A 21,358-nucleotide genomic window follows, 5' to 3' on the forward strand; every position below is an offset into this window, starting at 1 on the left:
AGAGAACCATCCGGCCGGGCCGTGTCGAATGCGTGTCGAGGGTTGTCGGACGCGGCACCCGAAGCGGTCAAAGGGCCAGGTCAGAGCAGGCATCCCATGTGACACGCCAAGCGCCTTCTAAGCGCTTGGCCGCAGGTTCGAGTCCTGCCGGGGGCGCCAGTCTCCGCCCTCCCGCCCGGGAGGGCTTTTTGCTGGTCGGGGTGGGTTTCGGTCGACCGCGAGGAAGCCTGGGGCACTCCCCCGATGATCTGGGCGAGACTCCGAGGCGGTCCGGCCGTCAGCGGCTCGCGGGCGGCCAATCGAATACGCGCCCCGAAGCCTCTCGGTGTCCGCGAGGCCGGTTGGTGCCGCGGTCGGCGCCGGAAGATCACCGGCCTCTTCAGGTCTCCGCTTTCGGGTCCGGCAGCCGCCCCTCGACGCAGAGGACGCGGGCCGGCGGAAGCACAGCGGCTCGCATGCGGTCAGCAGCGGCAGCCGACTCCCAGGGCAGCGGAGCCCCGGAACCTTGAGCCTGCCCAGCCCCCAATCACGGCCACCACACCGTTGCCCCAACGGGAGCCGGGCGACCATCTCCCTCCACTACGGAGCGGGTGAGGACATGGTTCGCCGGGCGCAGGAGCTTTTGATCTCTCACCGAGTGCTGGAGGACCTACACCGGGGTCACCTTGACGACTTCCGGTACCGCATGGGCACCGGGCGGAATCTTGATCCAGATCCGTCCGACACGAAAGTCCCCGTACTGCCCGGGCGACCGAGTCGACGCGTTCACCGTGAACTCCATGATCTCGCCACCACCATCGAGCCTCGCGCTCCTGACCGAGGTGGGGTGGATCTCGACCTCCTGCGCAGCTCCGTCGAGTTGCAGATCGATGATCACCCGCTGGTGAAGGTAGGGAACCTTGCCAGGTTCCATGAATGCGCGCTCGAAGTCCCAGGGTGTGTGCCAGTAGCCGTAGTCGGGTTCGGTCATTGCCTCATCCCCCACTCTGCGTCAGCCGCGACCCGAAGGGCCCGGAGGGCCTCCGTAAGCCCAGCGTCGCGGCGCGGGAACTCCCGGACGGCCCATTCGGCAATTCTGGCCACCCCCCCCGGGCGCGGGCCAGCCCCGAACACCGACCAGTACTTTCGCTGTGTCCCGAGTCCTGACTCCGACGCCTGTCGAATGCGTGTCGAAGGCCGGTCGGTGAGACACGGAGCAAAGCCGGAGAGCCAGGTCAATCGGGCCCGCCGCTCGTCGCGCCAAGCACCTTCCAAGCGCTGGGCTGACCGTCGGGACCTGCGAGCAACCGCTGGAGTTTGCCACCTTTTGACACCCCTTACCGTCGGAGAGACGCTGGAAAGCAGGGGTGAGGGGGCGAGCCACCTAGGAGCCTTCCCATGAACGGTCGACGTGTACGCCTGGCGGTGCTGGCGCCCCTGGTGGTGTCGACGTTGGCAGCGGGGGCCGTGGGGCTTGCCGTCTCACCGGCTGCCGCGGCGGCGTCGCCGAGCTGCGGTGTCTCGCGGGCCGACGGTCGGGCGGGCCTGAAGGTCGTCGGCGAGGACTTCGAGTCGGACAAGGCCGTGTTCATCGAGTCCGCGCACGGCGCCCAGGGCACCGTGCGGACGGACGGCGACGGAAGCTTCTCCGCGACGATCAACCATGCCCGCGGCACCATCACCGCCCGGCAGGTCGGCGGACCCGAGGTCAGGTGCGGCACGGCCGAGCAAGGGGGACGCAAGAGTGCCCAGGAGCAGTACGCCGCCGGCTACAAGGCGGGTTACGCGGCCATGAGGAGCGACTGCGACGTGCAGCGGCTGAAGGGCGTCACGGTCAACAAGAACTTCCGGGACGGATTCAGGGACGGCGCGGCTGCGGCGGAGAAGAAGTTCTGCGGGGATTAGGCCGTGTCTCTCAACTTCGTAACCAGGTAATTACCGCTGCTGACACAGCTGCAGAGCGACAGACGATCGCAAGTTTGTCGTAACGGGTGGCCAGGCCGAGTCCTGTTCGTGGCGTGCTGGTGAGCCCGGTTGATCGTCGAGTCGGCCGAGACCGTCCAGTCGATCCCGTCGATGATGCGACGGTGATCGGCGAACGGGCGCCCTGCCTTCCCGATGTCGTGAGGAAGCCAGGGCGCCAGGCGTGCCCACTGCTCGTCGGTCAGCGGCGCATGCGCCCGCTCGTGGTCACCGAGGCGTGTAGGCGGTGACCAGTACAGAGACCGTGACCCGGTCTGGCAATAGGCCGCCATCGTCCAACTCTGCGCGGCTCAAGTGACGTGCGCTCGGCGTCATCCCCACCAGATCCAGGGCCTCCGACCCCATCAGGGCCATGGAGTACTCCACGCGTTCGGTAACGACGGCCTCGAAGCAGGGGTCCAGTGCCCGGTGCAGGCGCTGCTCCTTCGTCGGGTCGACGGTAACCATGGCAGGCACCCGGCCGCGCAGTTCGGCCAGGTGCCGCCCAGTAGGACGGACCACGATCAGCCGGCCCGCCGGGTGGAGTACTCGGCAGAACTCTGCTGGATTGCGCGGGGCGAACACGTCCAACACCACGTCGGCCACCTCGTCAGCCATCGGGAAAGGACGGAAGACATCCCAGGTCGCCGCAGCGGCTCGCTCATGGGCTCGGGCTGCCAAGCGCAACGCACGCACCGACGTGTCCAGGCCGAGCCCCCGGGCACCAGGCAGACGGTCGAGAACGCCGGCCAGGTAGTAGCCCGTGCCGCATCCGACGTCCACGACCGTTCCCCGCCGAGGGGCTGAGTTGGCCGCCAGGAGGGCCACGGCCTGGCGGATGGGCGTGTACCTGCCGGCGGCCAGGAAGCGGTCCCGAGCCTGGACCATGGGCGCGTCGTCGCCGCTGGTAGCGCGGTTGCCCGTCAGGAGGCCGACGTAGCCGTGGCGGGCGATATCGAAGGTATGGCCCGCCGGGCAGCGTAGTGAGCCGCGGTCGGGGTGCAAGCGGCGCGTGCGGCACGTCGGGCAGCGCAGCACGTCGAGGGACCGTTCGAGGGCAGGGGGAAGCAACACGGGCACGAGGCACTCCTGGCAAGGCTGAAGGGAAGAGACCGTGCCTGCGCACACAGAAGGTCACTGCCTCAGGAAGGAACGGGCAATGCCAGGAAGGTGATTCGCACCGCAGGCACACCAAGGAGGGAGATGCCGTCCGACATCGCCCTCAACGCCTTCCGATCACAGGAAGCAGCAGTGCGGGGTGCTCATGAATGCCACGCCATGAGTTTACGGGTCGCGAGGAAACCCCTCATGCCCGCCGAGGTCGAGAGACACGGCCTGGTCCGGCCATCCGTCCCTGTTGCTGTAGCTCTCGCAGCTGTACCGCGTCGCGTGGTTCCATGCTCGCCCGGTGGCGAGTTCGTAGGCCTGGTCCGGCACATACAGCAGCCACTCTCCGTCGCATTCTGCGGAGGTGTAGGGGGCGAACCTGTCGACGTCGAAGAAGACACCCTCCCATACGGCTTGTCCTGCGGCGACGACAGCGCAACGGGCGTACAGGAACACATCGGCGGACTGCGGGAAGGGCCTGCCGTCTCGAGTCGTCATGTCGGCGACGGGCAGCGTCCCGAACTTCTCCTGATCCAGACGATGGAGAGCTTCGGCATGCCGCTCGGCGAAGCCGATGATGTCGGCGACGGGACGGCGGCTCAGCTCCTCGGCCAGACGCCGGCAGTTCGCCTCTGTGGCTTCGCCGTTCAGGGTGGCTATCAGCGACCAGAAGGCGCCCCATGTCGTTCTCACGGACGCAGGGTGTCAGAGCCCTCTGACAATCCCTGGCGCCACTGAAGCGAAGCGGCGATGGCGACTTGGGCGAGCGCGCTTCCTCAGCCGAAGGGCCCGGTCAGTCTTCTCCGACCTGGAGCAGCGCCACGAGAAGCCCGTTGCCCGTGCCTACGGCCACTCCGTCGAAGGAGAACCGAGAGACCGGGTTCCAGCCAAGGCCCTTGGCGGAAAGTTCGATGTTGGTCCACCACTTGGAGTCGGGTCCCAGCAGCTTCGCCACCCGCTGCACCGCTCGATGGGCGTGCTCCCGATCACGGCGCAGTCGGCCGGGAGAGATCAAGTCACCTGCAGACAGGTAGGTCATGACGGTTTCCGCCTCTTCCCTGTCGACGGCCGTCAAGGCATCGGCGATGTCGGCGGGGCCGGCCGGCTCCCAGGAACCCTCGATCGCATAGGGCGCCCAGGCTGTCTGTGCTTCCAGGACCAGGCCGTACACCTGCTCGTCGACGGAGCCGGCGTCCCCGCTCTCGACCCGGCCGAAGACACCGTCCTCCTCGGCCAGCGAATCAAGCATCAGCCGCAGTTCGGCGGTAGTCTCCACGCTCGCATACTGCCATGTGGCGGCAGCAGCGGAGGATCCAGTTCCGGCGGGACGGCTGGAGGGGGGAGAGACGGATGGGCCGTCGCAGAGGGAGCGGCAAGAGCGCTGCGATCGTGACCGCGACCGTGCGGGAGTGGAGTGACGAGGAGGGGTGGGGTGTTCTCGACTCGCCTCGGACTCCTGGAGGGTGCTTCGGGCACTACTCCGACATCCAGGCCCCCGGTTCTCACACGCTGTCGCCAGGACAGCGGGTCGAACTGGTCTGGGAGGCACCCGGGTTCAAGCAGGACGGGTACGACTACCGCGCGGTGAGCATCGTCCCCAAGCACGTCTGACGTCCGGCGCCTGAGATCGACGGCCACGAACACCCCGGTGCCTAAGCACCTTTGAGGAATCGCCCTTCTGCGGTCGCCGTCGGCGTACGGTGCCGCGCTCCGTCGGGGGGATTACGATGCGACGCTGTGGCGATACAGAATCCGTACCCGGTGGGGCCCCCGTTCGGTGGGCCGAGGCCCGTCGTTGCCGCGAAGGATCTACGGCCCCGGCGCGTCTGGTACTTGGTGGCCGCGCTGCTCGGGGTCGTGCTGGCCGGTGTCGGGGTCGCCCTCGTCGTCGTGACGGTGAAGGACACGCTGGGGTCGATCGACACCGCCCGCAGCTTCTCCAGCGGTGCGTCGCGGAGGTTCGGCTTCACCCAGGGCGAGACCAAGGCGATCTACGTCTCCCAGACCGGGCGGGGCCGGGTCGAGTGCCGGATCCCGGGGATGCGGCCCGGGGCGATCACCCGGCCGAACGGCACCTTCCGTATCTCCCTCGGCTCCCGCAGCTGGGATCGCGTCCTTGAGGTGAAGCCCAGCGGCAGCGGTGAGTTCACCCTCACCTGCACCTCGGAGCTGCCCGCCGAGTTCGCGCTGGGGGACAACCCCCGGGTGGGGGCCACGGTCGGCAACATCGGCGGGGCGATCGGCTGCTTCCTCGCCGCCTTCTTCTCGGCCGCGGCCATCATCGCCGTGACCGCCGTCCGCCGCAGCAGCCACCGCCGACGGCTCACCGCCGCCTCGGCCGTACCCCCGCAGTGGAATCCGGCAGCGCCACAGTGGGGCCCGGCGCCCCCGCAGTGGAACCCGGCGCCGCCGCAGCAGCAGGGGCCGTCGTCCTCCGGTCCCCCGCCGGGCCCCCAGCCCGGCCCGCCGGCCTAGGAGTTCAGCGGCTCAGGAGTCCAGCAGCTCAGGAGTCCAGCGACTCAGGAGTTCGGCAGCTCAAGAGTTCGGCAGCTCAGGAGTTGACCGGGGCCGCGGCAGCGCGGACGGTCCGGTCAGGGACCGTCCGGCTCTGCGGCCGACGGCCGGCCCTCATGCGGCCGGCGGTCGATGCCCAGCGCTCAGCGGTTCGTCCGCACCATGTTCTCGAACTGCCGGAACGCCGTCTCCTGGCGCCACTCCGCCGCCGCCTTGGGGCTCGTCGCGAGGAGGAGGCGGCAGGACGGGGTGGGGTCGGTGATGCCGAGGTGGGCACCGCGGCAGGCGGCGACCGGACGGTAGCCGTCGCGGGTGGGGTTGCCCTGCCACAGGCTCTTGCCGGGGAGGAAGGCGTACCGCAGGGAGGCGCGGGCGAGGTCCTTCAGCACCGGGTAGGAGAGGTTGTAGGTCTCGGCGGCGTACTGGTACTCGTGGCTGATGTCGATCCGGGAGACACCGGGGTCGTCGGTGGCCAGGACGACCGGGACGCCGTAGGCGCGGTAGGTGTTGAACGGGTGCTCCGCGCCGCGTACGCCGAGGATCTGGGCGTTGCTGGTGAAGGGCACCTCGACCGCGACCTGGCGGGCGGCCATCGTGCGGGCGGTGCGCTGCCAGTCGTCCTCGTGGACGAGGTCGACACCGTGTCCGACGCGGTCGGTGCCGGCGACGTCGACCGCCTCCCTGATGTGGAACTTCAGGTCCTCGGGCTTGACCAGGCCCGGCCAGAGCTCCCCGGCGTGCAGGGTGACATGGGCCTGCGGGTAGACCCCGCGCAGGTAGCGCAGCATCCGCATCTGGAGGCTGTAGTCGCGCAGCGAGCTGTCCCAGTCCTCGGGCTGTACGAGGTTGACGGCGACGAAGCGCGGGTCGCGCTCGGCCAGGCGCATGCCGAGGGCCATCTGCGTGAAGACGCGCTCGGGCGCGCTGCCCCGGGACACCTGGGAGATCCAGCGCACCGGCAGGCGGCACCCGGGGTGGGCGGCGGCGGTGCCGCAGCCGGCCGCCTTGTGGAACTCGCGGTCCGCGTCGTCGGCCTCGGTGCGCGCCTCGGCGACCACCTTGTCCAGCTTGCCGCCCGCGACCAGCTTGTCGTGCAGTGCCGCGAAGTCGGGGTCCCAGCCGACCTGCGCGGCGAGCTGCTTGGCGCTGTCCGAGGCCGGGGAGACCATGGTCTCCAGGTAGAACTGGTTCTGCCGTACGACCGTGTCGGCGACGTCGGTGAGCAGCTTGCCGCGGTGCCGCCAGGTCACCTCGCCGAACTTGTTGAACGTGTCGAAGAAGTGGTCGTGGCCGCTCTGGTCCGGCGGGAAGTCCTGCATGGACCAGGCCCGCACGATCGCGTCGTGGAAGGCCCGGTCGGTGCGGGCGTCGGCGGCCGGGCGGGTGCCGGGTCCGCAGGGCGGTTCGACCGCGGTCAGCGTCGTGGTGTCGACGCACAGGCCGTCCTGGGCGGCGAGCTCGATCAGGTAGTCCGTGGACACCGCGCCGGAGAGGTGGTTGTGCAGGTCGCCGCCCTTGGGCAGACGGGTGAAGAAGGCGCGCAGGCGGGCCGGCTTGCCGCGGACCGACGTCAGGTAGGCGTTCGTGGCCGCCTCGGCCGCGGTCGTCGGGCGGGGCGCGTACGCCGGGGCCGACGCCGCACGGGCGGTGGCGGCGTGCGCGGGCAGGACCGCCGTCGTCAGCAGGGCCGCGGCACCGAGCCCCGCCGCCAGTACGACGGGCCGGCGCAGGGGGTGCGCAGAGAAGGTGTAGTCGCTCACGCTGGCATGATCGGCAAGGCCGGTCCGGCCGTCTCACCGGCACGCGGGCCCCGGCCGACGGCCACCCTCGCGAGTGACCGCCCGTCCGCGCGGATGACGGACCACCCGCGCAACGCGTGCCCCCGCTCCCGCATCCAGGGCCGAGAGACCTCAGGACCGAGAGACACCTCAGGTCCGAGTGAGCTCAGGTCCGAGAGACCACAGGCCTCAGGCCCGAGAAGCCTCAGCCCCGACCCCTCGCTCCCCCTCCTTCACTCCCCCTCCCTCACGCCGCCAACTCCGTCCGCGCGTCGACCTGTTCCGCCGCCGCCTTCGCCGCCAGCGCGGCCGCGGCCGTGTCGAAGCGCTCCATGGAGCTGGGGGTGTCCGGGCCGAGGACGTACTCCTTGAGGGTGCGGCGGTCCGGGGCCATGGGGTCGGTGCGGGCGCCCCGGACGGAGTCCAGGATCCCCGTGAGGCGGGTGCAGTCGCGGTCCAGGAGGTAGGCGCCGCCGGCGGTGGTGTAGGCGGCCCGGAACTCGTCGTCGGGCAGGTCGCGGGCGTTGGTGAGGACGTACGGCTTGAGGCTGGCGACGAAGTCGGCGACGACCGAGGAGACGTCGCTGATCAGGATGTCCGCCTGGTTGAAGCACTCGTAGAGGGTGGGCAGCGGCCTGACGACGACGGTGTGGCGGACGGGGCCGTGCGCCTCCCGGAAGAGGCGGTGCCATTCGTCGCGGAGGTCCTGCCACTCGGCGGCGCCGGTGCGGTCGGCCGGCCGGGAGGCCCGCAGCTGCTCCGCGTCGTCGCCGTCGTGGCGGCCCGCGAGTTCGTCCAGACGGGTCTGGATCTCCTTGAGGCGGGGCCGGACGGCGGCGAGGGCGGCCTCGGCGTCGGCGGCGCCACGCCGTTCGTTGTCGGCGCGCAGCAGGGCGCGGATGGTCCGGTCGGCCTCCGCGGCCTCGGCCGAGCGCTTGCCGGTGAGCGGGTGGGGCTTGTAGACGACGCGGACGTCCTCCGTGAGGAGCCGCTCGACCAGGGTGACGCCCATCGGGATGAGCGAGGTGTGGCAGTCGTCGTCGCTCCAGCCCTCCCAGGTCGGCGCGTACAGGACGACCGGGACCGGACCGGGGACGTGCTCGGCGTGAGTGCGGATCGGGGACAGCTGCGGGCGGCCCACCTCGACGATGGAGCTGTCGCTGATGGCGTGCCGCACCCGCTGGTACCGGTCGCGTCCGGCGCGGCCGGCCACCCATATCTCGTCGTACACCTTGCTGACCCGGTTGCTGCTGGCCAGCTTGTCGCTGTCGCCGTGTCCGATGAAGACGTGCTTGGCCTCGGCGACGCGCAGCATGTGCACGTTCTTGCCCGCGTTGCCGGGGTACAGCACCACGCGCACGCCGGACAGGTCGAGTTCGGCCAGGTCGTCGGCCTTGGGGACGCAGACGACGGGGATCCAGGTGCGGCTGAGGTACCGGAACGAGGCACGCTCCCGCAGGATGATCACCGGGCGCCGGCCGAGCTGCTCCAGGGTCTCGATCCACATGTTGACCTGGTACATGAAGTCGCGGGAGACGGACGCGAAGCTGAAGTACAGCGCCACTTCGGGCCGCAGTGCGGCGAGTTGGCGGTTGACCTCGGCGAACACCTCGTCGCGCACCGGCATCCGGCGTGCCCTGCGGTACTGCGCGAGCAGGGCGAGCAGGGCCGCCGCGGAGACGCCCGCGGTGAGCGCGAGGCCCGCCCAGGCCGCCGCCCAGGTGCCGGTGGCGAGCGCGGCGAGGAGGCCGAGGTGGGCCGGGAGGTCGAGGTGGAGGAGCTTGCGCAGGGAGCGCCGGTACAGCAGGGCCGGCGGCCGCTCCGGCACGGGCAGGGCGCTCATGTCGATGTTGCGCACGACGAGCGGCAGCACGCGGCGCCGCCGGATCGCGATGTGCACCGCCATGTACAGCGTCATCAGCGCGAAGTGGGCGCTGAAGACGGCGAGGGCGGCGACCAGCACGGTGTCCGGGGCGTCCAGCCGGGTGGCCAGCGCGAGGAGCATCACGGTGCGGACGGCGAACCGCAGGGTGCGGGTCAGCTGGAGCGTGGCCAGCCGGCGTACGAAGCCGGGGGCCCTGGAGTGCAGCGCCTCGTCGGCCGCGTAGGTGACCGCCGAGGCCGCGGCGAAGCCCCACAGACCGGGCAGGAGCGCGAGCACGGGCAGCGCGGCGAAGCCGGTGCCGAGCAGCAGCGCGAGGAGCAGGTCCGCCGCTCCGCGCACGCGCAGGGCACCGCACAACCGTCGGATCGTCATGGGTGGGTTCCTCTTCCGAAAAGGCGCGTGCGGGGAGCGAAACGCCGCTGTTCACCCGTTCGACGGAGGATGGGGACGAAGAGTTGTACACGTGAACGAAAGAGATAGTTCACGTTCCGTTTCTATGGAGGACAGCATTCCGCTTCGGCCGCCGTCGGCACCGCCGGATACGGTCACCCCGGGAGGGAGAGACGACATGCGTCTTCGCTGTGCGGTGCTGGACGACTTCCAGGGGGTGGCCACCGAGGTGGCCGACTGGTCGGTGCTCGGGGAGCGGGTGGAGGTGGTCGCGCTGCGCGAGCACCTCGACGGCGAGGACGCCCTCGCCGCGGCGCTCGCCGACCACGACATCGTCGTCACCCTGCGCGAACGCGTCGCGTTCCCGGGCTCGTTGATCGCCCGGCTCCCCCGGCTGAAGCTGCTGATCGCCTCCGGGATGCGCAACAGCGTCATCGACTACGCGGCGGCGCGGGCGCACGGGGTCACCGTGTGCGGTACGGCGAGTTCACCGGCCCCGCCGGTGGAGCTGACCTGGGCGCTGCTGCTGGGCCTGGCCCGGGGGATCGTCGAGGAGAGCGGCGCGCTGCGCTCCGGCGGCCCCTGGCAGTCCACCGTCGGCGCCGACCTGCACGGGAGCCGTCTCGGTCTGCTCGGGCTGGGGAAGATCGGCGGCCGGGTGGCGGCGGTGGGGCAGGCCTTCGGGATGCGGGTGAGTGCCTGGAGCGCGAATCTGACCGAGGAGCGGGCACGGGAAGCAGGCGTGGAACTGGCCCCTTCCAAGGAGGAGTTGCTCGCCGGGAGCGACTTCGTCTCGGTCCATCTGGCCCTCGGCGACCGCACCCGGGGCCTCGTCGGCGCCCGCGAACTCGCCTTGATGAAGCCGTCCGCCTACCTGGTCAACACCTCCCGCGCGGCGATCGTGGACCAGGACGCCCTGCTGGCCGCGCTGCGCGAGGGCCGGATCGCCGGGGCGGGCGTCGACGTCTTCGACACCGAGCCGCTGCCCGCCGGGCACCCGATGCGCACGGCGCCGCGACTGCTCGCCACCCCGCACCTCGGGTACGTCTCACGGGCCAACTACGCGACGTACTACGGCCAGGCGGTCGAGAACATCCAGGCCTATCTGGACGGTTCACCGATACGACGGCTGTCCTGACCCCGACCTCCGCCCCCCGCCCCCCCGCACCCTGGCCCCCGGCTCTCCGGCTCTCCGCGCCCCGGCCCCGGCCCCGGCCCCGGGCCCTCCGGCCCTCGCCCCCGGCTCCTCCTCGCTCCCAGCCCCCGGCACCGGGTCCGCGGGCGCGTCTACGGCGGGTGTCCGCTCCTCCCGCCGTTGAAAGAGTGATCCCCGCACGATCACCGTGACCCGCCCCACGCCGGGCCGTTGAACGGGAAGTGCGGCGGCTGGTCCTGCCGACCGCGCTTTTCGAGAAACCAGAGGAGAACGTGATGTCTCGCATCGCGAAGGCGGCCGTCGTCGCCCTCGGCACCGGCGCCGTGATGGTCGGCGGGGCCGGCCTGGCCATGGCCGACGCCGGCGCCCAGGGCGCGGCCGCCGGCTCGCCCGGTGTGCTGTCCGGCAATGTGATCCAGGTCCCGGTCAACATCCCCGTGAACGTCTGCGGGAACACCATCGACGTCATCGGCCTGCTGAACCCGGCCTTCGGCAACACCTGCGCCAACGTGGGCGACCAGGCCGTCGACAGCCCGCTCACCCCCCGCAGCCCCGGTGCCCCCGGCGGCGAGACGGGCTACGGCAACTGACCGCAGCGGCACGCACACCGCACGGCCGAAGAGCCCCGGCACCTCGAGCGCCGGGGCTCTTCGGCCGTCCGTGACGGCGTCGGCGGGGGCGTCCACGGGGAAACCGGCCCGCGGCGGTCACCCCCCGTCGCCTCAGCGGCGTCCGCGTACGCCGCTCAGGCGTACCGGTAGATCCCGCTCACGTCCTCCAGCGAGTCCGGGGTGACGTTCCACGGGGGCAGCTTCTCGCCGCGGGCGACGACGCGCCCGTGCTGCTTGTCGCCGACCGGGAGCTGCTTCGCGGGCAGGTAGCGGTGCTCCCGGTGCGCGCGCTGCCACTTCTGCCACTGCAGGTCGAGGAAGGCGTGGTGCAGCCAGAACACCGGGTCGTTCACGGAGGCGCCGCCGAGCATCGCGCCGCCGACCCAGCGGTGCACCCGGTTGTGGTTGCGCCAGGAGACGCTGCCGCTGCCGGTGCCCCAGCCCTCCAGCTTGTTGCGGAAGCCCCGGGTGACCGTGGAGTTCCAGGGTGAGACGTCGTAGACCGGGTCGTCGAGGGCCCACTTCAGCTCGGCGGGCGTGGGCAGTTCGATGGGGGCGGCGGCGCGGCCCAGGTCCCGGCTGAGGAACCGGCCGTCCGTGATCCCCTCCTTGATGGTCCAGTGCCCGGCCGTGTAGGCGAAGGGCCCCGTGGTCACCTGCCGGTCGGAGCGCCGCCCGTTGCCGCCGAGCAGGTCCTTCGTCCAGGGCACCGAAGTCGTCGTACGGTCCCGGGTCCAGTCCCAGTACGGCACCGTCACCGAGGAGTCCACCCGCCGCAGCGCCCGTTCCAGCTCCAGCACGAACCGGCGGTGCCAGGGCAGGAAGGAGGGCGTCATGTGGGCGCTGCGCAGACCGTCCTCGCCGTCGGCGGTGTAGTAGTCGATGTGCATGCGCACGAACTCGTCGTACTCGCCGCGCCGTTTCAGCTCCAGCAGGGCGTTCACGAACCGCCGGCGTTCGGCCGGCGTGAGCGCGCCCGCGTTCTTACGCACGTACGCCATGGCCGTCCCCCCTGTCTCCCGTATCCCCCATACGTTCCATGGTTCCCATGTGGCCCGCGTGTCCGCCGCCCATCGGGCCGGGGGCGAGGTCGCGCAGCTGCTGGCTCGGGCCCAGCTCGTCGACGGCCGCCCGGGTCGCCTCCAGCGGGGTCCGGTACGACGTGTAGTGGTCGACCATGCTCATCCAGGTGCCGTCGGCTCGGCGCATCAGATGCAGCGGGCGGCCGTCGACGGTGATCCGCCACTCGTCCCCGGTCGCCCGCCGCGCCGCGCCCGGCACCAGATGCCCCTGGATGCGACGCCCGCGGTAGGTCTCGTCGAAGGAGTCGCTCCCCGCGCCCTCCGACGTGGGCAGGGGGCGGGACGCGGCGACCACCGGGGCCAGCGTCAGGGCGGCGACGGCGGCCAGCAGCCCCCGTGCCGCCTCTCTGCGCGACGGTCTCGCCACGGCCGCTCTGCCCCGCTGCTCCGCTCCCACCGCCACACCGCCGGCACCGACGACCATCGCTCACTCCTCGTCCTGGTTCCGCTTCTGCGTACGTGTAACCGACGGCGGGCGCGAGGAGTCACCGCCCAAGGCCCATCCGGTACCCGCGGGACGGGAGGAGTGCGGCCGTTCGGGCGGCGGGCGCGGGGCGGAAGTACTACGACAGTTCCAGGGGGTGTCCGCCTAGGGGGTGTCCCCCCTAGAAACCGGGGCCCATGCCGAGGTCGGCGACCGGGACCGTCTGGAGGGCCGGGGCGAGGACGCCAAGTTGGGGGAGCTTGGGGGCGGGCAGGCCGAAGTTGCGGGCGTCGGGCGCGGTCAGCGGGGCGTCGACGGCCAGTCCGGGTGCGAGCGTGCGCAGGTCGGAGGCCTGGGCGTCGACGCCGGCGTGGTCGAAGTCGTCGCCGAGGAGGTGCGGCAGGGGCGCCTGGAGGTGCGCGCCGGGCAGCGCGCCGGACAGCGGCACCTGGGGCAGCGTCCGGTCGGGCAGCAGCCGGCCGGTGACGTAGCGGGGCCCTTCGGGGGCGCCCGGCGTCAGCAGCGGTACGTCGAGCCCGGCCTTGGGCACCTCCATGCCGAGGGACTGGGAGACGCCGTCCAGGGGCACCGGGACGGGGATCGAGCCGACCGCCGCTGCGGGGGTGGCTGCCGCCCCCACGGCGGCCGCGACACCGGTGACGACGGCGGCGAGGGTTACACGGGTGGTCGACTTCATGTCAGTACGGTCCCTTTCGAATGCGGGAGTTGGGGTCCGTACCGCGTAACGAGCCGGAAAACGGCACCAGCGCACAATTCGCCCGTGCGCAGTAATCGTCCGATCGTCATTCATCCGGATCGTCCGGAAGCCGTACACCCGGATCGGGCACCCTGATCGTCCGGAAGCCATACGCCCGGATCGGGCACCCGGCGCCCTGGAACGGCGGGTGCCACCGGCCGGGGGCGGGGCGTCAGACGCGCAGGCTGCGGGCGGGCAGGACGACGTGCGCGGCGGCACCCAGGGTCTCCTCGGCACCGGCGAAGGCGGCCAGGGCGGCGGGCTCGACGACCTGGCCGGGCGCGCCCTCGGGCCAGGGGCGGGTGGTGAAGACGAGGTAGGCGTAACCGCGGGCGGCGACGGCGTCGAGCCACTCCGGCGGCGCGGTGGCCTGGGCGACCAGCTGGGGCATGTTGACGACGGCCTGGCCGGACTGGACGAGCAGGGTGACGGGCAGGCTGGGCCTGGTGGTGCCGTCGACCAGCTCGCCGCCGACCGGCAGGCCGTTGGTCAGGAGCAGCTGCCGTACCGCGGCGGCGGTGGCCTCCGGGCCGCCCGCCGCGTCCCCGAGGGAGTAGGCCAGGAGGTACGGCATGTCGGCGCCGTCGGGGGCCTCGCCGCTCCAGGCCAGGACGACGAGGGTGCCGAGGTCGGCGGCGCGGACGGCGGGGCGGGCTTCGCTTGAGATTGAGGTCACCGCGCGACCATACCGACGGGCCGCCGCGCGGCCGGGCGGCTTCTCACCCTTCCGGACGAGTGCCCGGGGGCGCTCCACACGATCGAGCGAAGCGGCCCCGAAAACGCCGCAGGCCGGTTCCGCGGTGTGCGGCACCGGCCTCTTCCTCCGGCGCGCGGGTGGGGTCCGGCGGCGCGGAGACGGGGTTCAGCTCTGCAGGGGCAGGCCGCCCAGCAGCGGGTTGTGCTGGTTGAGGGCGGTGGTGGCGCCCTTGACCGTGCTGAGGACGGAGTCCTTGTTCTCGGTGTCGAGCGCGTCCGACTGGTGCTGGAGGGGCATCAGGTCGCCGACGGTGAGGGGACCGGAGGCGAGCCGGTTGACGGCGCCGTTGAGGCTGGTGGGCGTCAGGTCGGCGGCGTTGTGCGACGTGGCGAACGCGGGCGCGGCGACACCGGCGAGGGCGACGGAACCGGCGACGACAGCGGCGGCCTTCAGGGACTTCATCATGTTCCTCTCTTCGGCGACTCACGTCACCGCGGGGATTGGCGACGCCGTGCCTAACGAGTGCCCGCCGGGCCGGAAACCCCGCGCCGAGAAGACATATGAGATCCCCTGTCAGGAGGGGGTCGCCGCGGACGCGGCGGACCGGCCCCCGGCGGGCCTGCGCACAGGCCTCCGCCGTCGCGCCCGGGACGCGACGGCGGAGGCGGGCCCGGTGGCTGTCAGCCCGTCGGCTGCAGCGCGGGCGCCGGCGGCAGGCCGGGCACGGCCAGCGTCGGGGCCGGCAGCCCGGCGCCCAGGAGGGTCGAGGTGAGCAGGTCGACCAGGCCGCCGACCACGCCGGTGGCGGCCGACAGCACGCCGCCGAGGTCGGAGGTGACGGCCTTGATCAGGCTGTCGATCGCGCCGGTCAGCGTGCCGAGCGCGTCACCGGTGAGGTCCCGCGCGGAGGGCGGCTGTCCGGCGGCCGCGGCTCCCGCGGCCATGGGTGCCACGGCCAGGGGCACCGCGGGTGCTGCGGGTGCTGCGGGTGCCGCGGGCGCTGCGGCGAGGACCGGGGCGGCGGGGGCGGCCGCTGCGGCGGGGAAGGCCGGAGAAGCCGCGGTGTCCGGGACGGCGGGCGCACTCGGCACGGCCGGAGCGCTCGGTACGGCGGGAGCGCTGGGCGCGGCCGGAGAGGCCTGCACGGCCGGAGCGCTGGGCGCGGCCGGGGAGGCCGGCGCCTGCGGTACGACGGGCTTGGCGGCGGTGCTGGGGGTGGCCTGCGTGTCCGGCTCGGCGGCGGCCACGGGCAGGTCCTGCGCGGCCGGCACCGCGGGCGTGGCCGGCGTGGCGGCGGCCGTGGGCGTGGCCGCCACCTGCGCGGCCGGGGCCTGGGCGGCGAGGCGGGAGATGGCGTCCTTGGCGGCGTCACCGAGCTTCCCGGCCTGCTCGGGGGAGAGCCTGCCGTCGCGGAGCGAGGCGTCGAGCAGGGCGGTCACGGGGGTGAGGACGGAGTCGGCCTCGGCCAGGGACCTGACCTGGGCGAGGAGGGAAGCCGAGCCGGGGACGGGCTCACCGGAGGCGGGGACGCGCTCCCGGGCCGAGTCGGCGGCGAGGGCTGCGGGGCCGGTGAGACCGGCCAGGAGGGTTGCGGAGAGAGCGGTTGACGCCAGACGCCGCGCGGATGAACCACGCATGGGTGTTCCTTTCACAGTGGCAGGGGTGCCTGTCTTCACCGTTGGACCGGCCGTGACTTCACGCAACCGCTCGAACACCTGAAGTGAACCGTTCGAGGGAATCCGGGGGACGGGGCGGAAGCGGAGGGGGCGCGCGGGGCCGGGAGAGGTGAGGAGAGGTGAAAGGAACGGGAGAACGGGAGAACGGGAGAGGGGACCGGGCGGACGTCGAACCGGCCGCCCGCCCGCGGACGAAGCGCGGGCGGACGGCCGGCCGAAGGATTGCGCTCCGACGTCAGTCGTTGACGCAGGTGTTGCCGAACGCCGGGTTCAGCAGACCGATGACGTCGATGGTGTTGCCACAGACGTTGACCGGCACGTGGATCGGGACCTGGATGGCGTTGCCCGACAGCACGCCCGGGGACTGGGCGGCGGCGGCGCCCGCGCCGGAGTCGGCGGAGGCCGCGCCGGCGGCGCCCGCGACAGCAGCGACAGCGGCGGAGGTCAGAACCAGACCCTTCGCGATACGCGACATGGAGAGGTGCTCCTTGTAATCGACACAACATGCGGGCCGGATGCCCGATGCTGTGTCAACGCGCCACACTTCCGGCGGTTGTGCCGCCAATGGGGTGATGTGCCCCTCGCGCACCTTCACGTTTCCGACACACTCGCACGGTTTCTTCGTATACGTCCGTCCGGTCACTAATGTGGCGACCTCTCCCGCTCGTGCGAAAGGCGCTGCCGGTCATGCGCAACTCCCCGGGGTCACCGCCGCGTTCGGCGGTCGGCGCCGATGGGGCGCGCGGCTGGAGCGCACTCCCCTCCGAGCGCCGTCGCACGCCGGTCGCACGGGGTGGCCTCACGCGTCCTGCGGACGACGTAGCGCGTCCCACGTCCATCGGACGGGCGCGGCTGCCGGGGCGGCGCACGCGGGCCTACGCCGTTCCGTCCGGCCCGGCACCCGATGTGTCCGATCTCGGCTCCGCCATGCGACGCGGTGGTGACCAGCCGGGCTTCCTGCTCGTTTCCCCGGGGGACGCGGCGTGGGCCGGAGCGCTCATCGCCGCCGTGGACGCCCGGCAGTGAGACGCGTTCCCGACAGCAGCCCCGAGCGCCCCCCGTGAGCGAGGTAATCCGCGAATGCACCAGCCAGCACCCGACCCCGGGCCACGGGTCCTGCACCTCGCGCAACCCGTCGACGGCGGTGTCGCCCGGGTCGTGCGGGACCTCGTGCGGGCCCAGCTCGCGGCCGGCCTGCGGGTCACGGCCGGCTGCCCCGGCGGCGGACTCGCCTCGGACCTGCGGGAACTGGGCGCGGACGTCCGGCCCTGGCAGGCCGTCCGGTCACCGGGTCCCGGTCTGCCCGGGGAGGTACGGCGGCTCGCGCGCCTGATCGCGGAGGTGCGGCCCGACCTGGTCCACGCGCACAGCGCCAAGGCCGGACTGGCCGCGAGACTGGCCCTGCGCGGGCGCGTCCCGACCGTCTTCCAGCCGCACGCCTGGTCGTTCGAGGCGGCCGGCGGGATCACCGGCGCCCTCGCCCTGGCCTGGGAACGGCGGGCGGCGCGCTGGGCGCACCGGGTGGTGTGTGTCAGCGAGGCAGAGCGCGCGACCGGCCTGCGCGCCGGGGTGCGCGCCTCGTACGCCGTCGTCCCGAACGGTGTCGACGTCGCCCGGTTCCACCCCGGCCTCCCTCAGGGCCCCGCCGGACCGGACCCGTACGCCGGGTCCCCCGCGCGGGCCGCCCTGAGCGCCCGGGCCGCCCTGCTGCCGGACCTCGGGCCGGCGCGGCCCCTCGTCGTCTGTGTCGGGCGGCTGTGCCGGCAGAAGGGCCAGGACGTGCTGCTGCGCGCCTGGGACCAGGTGCTGCGGGCGGTGCCGGACGCCCGGCTGGTGCTGGTCGGCGACGGACCCGACCGGGAGGCCCTGCGCCGCGCGGCCCACCCGGACGTGCTGTTCGCCGGTGCCGTCGCCGACCCGCTGCCCTGGTACCGGGCGGCCGACCTGGTGGTGCTGCCCTCGCGCTGGGAGGGCATGGCCCTCGCCCCGCTGGAGGCGCTGGCCTGCGCGCGGCCGGTCGTCCTCACCGAGGTCGACGGCGCCCGCGAGAGCCTGCCGCCCGGCCTCGCGGCGCACTGCCTGGTCCCTCCGGAGGCCCCCTCGGCGCTGGCCGGTGCCGTCGTCGGACTGCTGTCCGACGCACCGCTGCGCGCGTCGCTCGGCGACCGGGGCCGCCGGCACGTCCTGTCCACGCACGACGTACGGCACACCGCCGCAAGGGTCGCGGACCTGTACCGCGAACTCCTCGGCGTGCGGCCGCCCGTGCCCTCCGAGTGCAGGGAGCCCATCCCCTCGTGACCGCGGAAAGCACCGTCCCCTCCCCCGGCGCCACCGGCGCTCAGGCGTGGGACCACGGATTCCGGCCCGCCTCGTTCCTGCCGGTCCGCCCCGCCCGGAGCCTGCGGTTCCGGGTACGGCGTCCGCCCGCGCGGCCCTCCTCGCCGGTGCCGCTGTTCGCCGCCGACACGGTGGCGGCCCTGGTGGGCGCCGTGGCCCTGGACGAGGCCGCGGGCGGCCCTGTCCTGGTCGGCGTCCTCGTGGCGGCCGCGCTGCTGCTGCGCCCCCGCGCGGCGCGGACGGCACCCGGCGTGCTCGACGAACTTCCCGCCGTCTGGGGCCGGATCGCGGTCGTCTGGCTCGGTCTCGGGGCACTCCTCGCCGCGTACGAGCCGGCCCGCGCGCTGTCGGCCACGACCCTGCTGCTCGGCTGCGCGCTGCACGCGGCGGCGGCCTTCGCGGGCCGCGGCGCGGTGCACTGGCGGCGCCGGGTCGTACGGCTGCGGCGGCCGCGGACGGCGCTGGTCGTCGGTCCGGCCGTGACCGCGCAACGGGTGGCGGCCGCGCTGCTGCGGGACCCGCGCTGCGGTGTGCGGCCGGTGGGCGTGGTCACCGACCACCCGGACGGCGGTGACGGGCTGCCCGCGCTGACCACGGGCGAGCAGGTGGAGCGGGCGCTCATCCAGAACGGTGTGCGGGCCGTGTTCACCGTCGACCCGGCCGTACGCGCCGAGAAGGGGCCGCTGCTGCGGGCCCTGGCGGAATCGGGCTGCGCGGTGTGGGAGGTGGACCCGGACGTCCCGGCGTACGAGGCACGGGACCGGCTCGCCGGATTCCCGGTGCGCCGGCTGGACCTGGGGGCGCGGCGGCGCGGCAGTGCCGGCAAGCGGATGCTGGACGTGGTGGTGTCCGGGTCCCTGCTGATGCTGGTCAGCCCGATGCTGCTGGTGTGCGCGGCCGTGCTCAGGCTCACCGACGGGCCCGGTGTCGTCTTCCGGCAGGAGCGGGTCGGCAAGGACGGGCGGCCCTTCACCCTGCTGAAGTTCCGCACCCACCGACCGGTCGACGAGCACGAGGCGGCGACCCGGTGGAGCGTGGCGGGCGAGCGGGAGATGGGGCGCTTCTGCCGCTTCCTGCGCACGGCGTCCCTGGACGAGCTGCTCCAGCTGTGGAACGTCTTCCGGGGCGACATGAGCCTGGTCGGCCCGCGCCCCGAACGCCCTTATTTCGTGGGCCGGTTCAGCGAGGCCTACCCCGGTTACGCGGCCCGGCACCGCATGCGCACCGGCATCACCGGCCTCGCCCAGATCAACGGGCTGCGCGGCGACACCTCGATCGAGGACCGGGCGCGCTTCGACAACGCCTACATCGACAACTGGTCGCTCTGGCAGGACGTCTGCATCCTGCTGCGGACCGCGACCGCGCTCGTGCGGTCCACGGGGAGCTGACCGGTGAACCCCGCCCCGCCCCCCTCCCCGCAGCCCGGCACCCCGCCCGGCGGCCGTCCGCCCGGCACCCCGCCCGGCTCCGGCAGCCCCGGAGGCTCGGGCGGCTCCGGCAGCCCCGGCAGCTCCGGTCGTGCCCGCCACCGCGGCCCGGCGGACCGCTTCCGCGCGGCCGGTTCCGCGGGCGGCCCGGGCATCCCGCGCGTCCGGGGCGACCTGGGCGACCCGGGCGCGTTGCCCGCCCTGCGCGGACGGGCGTTCAGGCCGTCTCCGGTGCTGGCCGTGATCGCCGTGGTCGCCCTGCTCGCGCTGCCCGTCGCCCCCGGCGGGGACGGCGGCGCGGGTCCGGCCGACGCGGCGTCGGGGCTGCTGGTCGTCCTCTGCGCGGTCCTGCTGCTGCGCGCCCGCGCGCGCCCGCTGTCCCGTACCGCCGTGGTGGTCCTCGGGCTGCCGGTGGGCGGGCTCGCGCTCGCCGCCGTGGACGCGGTCTCGCCCGGCGAGGGCGTCGCGGGGCTCGGCCGCTACCTCCAGATCTTCGTCCTGGTCCCCGCGGCCGTCCTGCTGCTGATCCGTGACCGCCGCGATTTCCGCCTGCTGGCCTGGGCGTTCGTGGGCCTCGCGCTGTGGCAGGGGGCGATCGGCGTCCGGCAGTACGCCACCGGGACCGGCGCCTCCTACCAGGGTGAGGACGTCCGCGCCGTCGGCACCTTCGGGACGCAGGACGTGATGGGCATGGCGACCGTGGTGTCCTTCGGGCTGGTCTGCGCGGTGGGCCTCGCGCTGGGCCGGACCGGCGCGCGGGAGCGGCTGGGCGCGGGCGTCTGCGCGCTCGTGCTGCTGGCGCCGCTGGCGCTGTCGTTCAGCCGGGGCGCCTGGATCGCCACCACCGTGACCCTCACCGCCCAGCTGGCCCTGGCGGGACTGCGCCGGGCCCTGCGGGTCGGCGCGGTCGTGGTGGCCGCGGGGGTGGTGCTGGTGGGCGGACTCGGGGTGGGTACGGCGATGCTCCAGGAGCGGATCGACAGCATCTCGCGGGTCGCCGACGCGCCCGACCAGTCCGTCACGGACCGGTACACCATGTGGGCGGCGGCCACCGGGATGTGGCAGCGGCACCCGCTGACCGGTGTCGGGCTGAAGGGCTTCCCCGAGTACCGGGACGGGCACGCCTCGCTCGCGCTGTCCGCGGGCAGCGACACCGAGGGCGCGGGGGCGGGGTACCGCAAACAGCCCCTGCTGTCGCCGCACAACATGTATCTGCTGGTCCTCGGCGAACAGGGGCTGGCGGGCGTGCTGTGCCTCGTGGGCTGCTGGCTGGCCCTGCTGGTGCTCGGGCTGCGCGGCCTGTGGCGGGCGCGCCGCCGGGGAGCGGTGCCGGAGGGCGCGCTGATCGGCTGCGGTCTGCTGCTCTGGCAGCTGGTCGACTTCGCCTACGCGGACATCGGCGGCCCGTCGACCGTGCTGACCGCGGTGTGTTTCGGGCTGGTCGCCCGGTGGGCGCTGGTCGACGGCGAGGCGTACGGCCCCGTCGGACCGGCCGTGCCCGCGCGGCCGCGTCCCGCCCCTGCGGGGAAGGCCGTCGTCCGGTGACGGTGACACCCTCACGGGGCCCGCGCCCGGA

General features: G+C 73.2%; 21 protein-coding genes and 1 tRNA gene. 9 read left to right on the forward strand and 13 right to left on the reverse strand.

Annotated elements, in window-relative coordinates:
* Positions 1-54 precede the first annotated feature (54 nt).
* Positions 55-159: transfer RNA gene (locus ACIPRD_RS26815), tRNA-Ser, on the forward strand.
* Between the two features lie 490 nt (positions 160-649).
* Here ACIPRD_RS26815 and ACIPRD_RS26820 read toward each other — a convergent pair.
* Positions 650-970: a hypothetical protein gene (locus tag ACIPRD_RS26820; RefSeq protein WP_356397200.1), complete on the reverse strand. Its 321-nt coding sequence runs from the start codon at positions 968-970 to the stop codon at positions 650-652.
* Positions 971-1,377: 407 nt separating this feature from the next.
* Here ACIPRD_RS26820 and ACIPRD_RS26825 point away from each other — a divergent pair, with 407 nt between their 5' ends.
* Positions 1,378-1,884 (forward strand): hypothetical protein, encoded by a 507-nt coding sequence (locus ACIPRD_RS26825; RefSeq protein WP_401566644.1) that lies wholly within the window; start codon positions 1,378-1,380, stop codon positions 1,882-1,884.
* 285 nt (positions 1,885-2,169) lie between these two features.
* On the opposite strand, the gene ACIPRD_RS26830 is transcribed toward ACIPRD_RS26825, so the two are convergent.
* The 3 genes from ACIPRD_RS26830 to ACIPRD_RS26840 form a co-directional block, all read right to left on the reverse strand.
* Entirely contained in the window at positions 2,170-3,021 is an 852-nt protein-coding gene (locus ACIPRD_RS26830; RefSeq protein WP_401566647.1) for a putative RNA methyltransferase, read from the reverse strand.
* A 204-nt stretch (positions 3,022-3,225) separates the two neighbouring features.
* The gene (locus ACIPRD_RS26835) at positions 3,226-3,741 is read right to left on the reverse strand and encodes a DUF4240 domain-containing protein (protein ID WP_356397191.1); all 516 of its coding nucleotides are present in this window, start codon (positions 3,739-3,741) and stop codon (positions 3,226-3,228) included.
* A gap of 100 nt (positions 3,742-3,841) precedes the next feature.
* Complete coding sequence (locus ACIPRD_RS26840) at positions 3,842-4,324, reverse strand: hypothetical protein (RefSeq protein ID WP_401566650.1); 483 nt, start codon at positions 4,322-4,324, stop codon at positions 3,842-3,844.
* 110 nt (positions 4,325-4,434) lie between these two features.
* On the opposite strand from ACIPRD_RS26840, the gene ACIPRD_RS26845 reads away from it, so the two are divergent.
* Positions 4,435-4,659, forward strand: a complete 225-nt coding sequence (locus tag ACIPRD_RS26845) for a cold-shock protein (protein WP_401567034.1) — start codon at positions 4,435-4,437, stop codon at positions 4,657-4,659.
* A gap of 126 nt (positions 4,660-4,785) precedes the next feature.
* Complete coding sequence (locus ACIPRD_RS26850; protein WP_401566653.1) at positions 4,786-5,523, forward strand: serine/arginine repetitive matrix protein 2; 738 nt, start codon at positions 4,786-4,788, stop codon at positions 5,521-5,523.
* A gap of 182 nt (positions 5,524-5,705) precedes the next feature.
* On the opposite strand, the gene ACIPRD_RS26855 is transcribed toward ACIPRD_RS26850, so the two are convergent.
* Positions 5,706-7,274, reverse strand: a complete 1,569-nt coding sequence (locus ACIPRD_RS26855; protein WP_401567036.1) for an adenosine deaminase — start codon at positions 7,272-7,274, stop codon at positions 5,706-5,708.
* A gap of 313 nt (positions 7,275-7,587) precedes the next feature.
* Positions 7,588-9,597, reverse strand: coding sequence for a hypothetical protein (locus ACIPRD_RS26860; RefSeq protein ID WP_401566656.1), 2,010 nt, complete (start codon positions 9,595-9,597; stop codon positions 7,588-7,590).
* Between the two features lie 196 nt (positions 9,598-9,793).
* Between ACIPRD_RS26860 and ACIPRD_RS26865 the strand changes: the two genes are divergently transcribed.
* Both ACIPRD_RS26865 and ACIPRD_RS26870 read left to right on the forward strand, forming a co-directional pair.
* Positions 9,794-10,753: a D-2-hydroxyacid dehydrogenase family protein gene (locus ACIPRD_RS26865; RefSeq protein ID WP_356397177.1), complete on the forward strand. Its 960-nt coding sequence runs from the start codon at positions 9,794-9,796 to the stop codon at positions 10,751-10,753.
* Between the two features lie 293 nt (positions 10,754-11,046).
* A complete protein-coding gene (locus tag ACIPRD_RS26870) occupies positions 11,047-11,361 on the forward strand; it encodes a chaplin (RefSeq protein WP_401566659.1) in 315 nt (104 codons plus the stop codon).
* A 155-nt stretch (positions 11,362-11,516) separates the two neighbouring features.
* Here ACIPRD_RS26870 and ACIPRD_RS26875 read toward each other — a convergent pair whose 3' ends face one another.
* The 7 genes from ACIPRD_RS26875 to ACIPRD_RS26905 all read right to left on the reverse strand — a co-directional run bounded on the left by ACIPRD_RS26875 (position 11,517) and on the right by ACIPRD_RS26905 (position 16,493).
* Entirely contained in the window at positions 11,517-12,383 is an 867-nt protein-coding gene (locus ACIPRD_RS26875; RefSeq protein WP_356397174.1) for a tyrosinase family protein, read from the reverse strand.
* Positions 12,367-12,888, reverse strand: a complete 522-nt coding sequence (locus ACIPRD_RS26880) for a tyrosinase family oxidase copper chaperone (protein ID WP_356397171.1) — start codon at positions 12,886-12,888, stop codon at positions 12,367-12,369. Before ACIPRD_RS26880 ends, ACIPRD_RS26875 begins: the two co-directional genes overlap by 17 nt.
* 181 nt (positions 12,889-13,069) lie before the next feature.
* Positions 13,070-13,585 carry a hypothetical protein gene (locus ACIPRD_RS26885; RefSeq protein WP_356397168.1) on the reverse strand — a complete coding sequence of 172 codons (516 nt, stop codon included), beginning with the start codon at positions 13,583-13,585 and terminating at the stop codon, positions 13,070-13,072.
* Positions 13,586-13,817: 232 nt separating this feature from the next.
* Positions 13,818-14,321, reverse strand: a complete 504-nt coding sequence (locus ACIPRD_RS26890; protein ID WP_401566663.1) for a DUF5949 family protein — start codon at positions 14,319-14,321, stop codon at positions 13,818-13,820.
* Positions 14,322-14,507: 186 nt separating this feature from the next.
* Positions 14,508-14,804 (reverse strand): hypothetical protein, encoded by a 297-nt coding sequence (locus ACIPRD_RS26895; protein WP_356399037.1) that lies wholly within the window; start codon positions 14,802-14,804, stop codon positions 14,508-14,510.
* Positions 14,805-15,022: 218 nt separating this feature from the next.
* Entirely contained in the window at positions 15,023-15,979 is a 957-nt protein-coding gene (locus ACIPRD_RS26900; protein WP_401566665.1) for a hypothetical protein, read from the reverse strand.
* Positions 15,980-16,253: 274 nt separating this feature from the next.
* On the reverse strand, positions 16,254-16,493 hold the full coding sequence (locus ACIPRD_RS26905; protein ID WP_356397161.1) for a chaplin: 240 nt from the start codon (positions 16,491-16,493) through the stop codon (positions 16,254-16,256).
* A 605-nt stretch (positions 16,494-17,098) separates the two neighbouring features.
* On the opposite strand from ACIPRD_RS26905, the gene ACIPRD_RS26910 reads away from it, so the two are divergent.
* The 3 genes from ACIPRD_RS26910 (at position 17,099) to ACIPRD_RS26920 (ending at position 21,327) form a co-directional block, all read left to right on the forward strand.
* Complete coding sequence (locus ACIPRD_RS26910) at positions 17,099-18,316, forward strand: glycosyltransferase (RefSeq protein WP_356397158.1); 1,218 nt, start codon at positions 17,099-17,101, stop codon at positions 18,314-18,316.
* Positions 18,313-19,743 (forward strand): exopolysaccharide biosynthesis polyprenyl glycosylphosphotransferase, encoded by a 1,431-nt coding sequence (locus ACIPRD_RS26915; RefSeq protein WP_401566669.1) that lies wholly within the window; start codon positions 18,313-18,315, stop codon positions 19,741-19,743. Before ACIPRD_RS26910 ends, ACIPRD_RS26915 begins: the two co-directional genes overlap by 4 nt.
* 213 nt (positions 19,744-19,956) lie before the next feature.
* Positions 19,957-21,327 (forward strand): O-antigen ligase family protein, encoded by a 1,371-nt coding sequence (locus tag ACIPRD_RS26920; RefSeq protein ID WP_401567040.1) that lies wholly within the window; start codon positions 19,957-19,959, stop codon positions 21,325-21,327.
* The last annotated feature ends 31 nt before the right edge of the window (positions 21,328-21,358 follow it).

This window comes from Streptomyces sp. NPDC090108, from assembly GCF_044747185.1.
Lineage (GTDB): Bacteria > Actinomycetota > Actinomycetes > Streptomycetales > Streptomycetaceae > Streptomyces.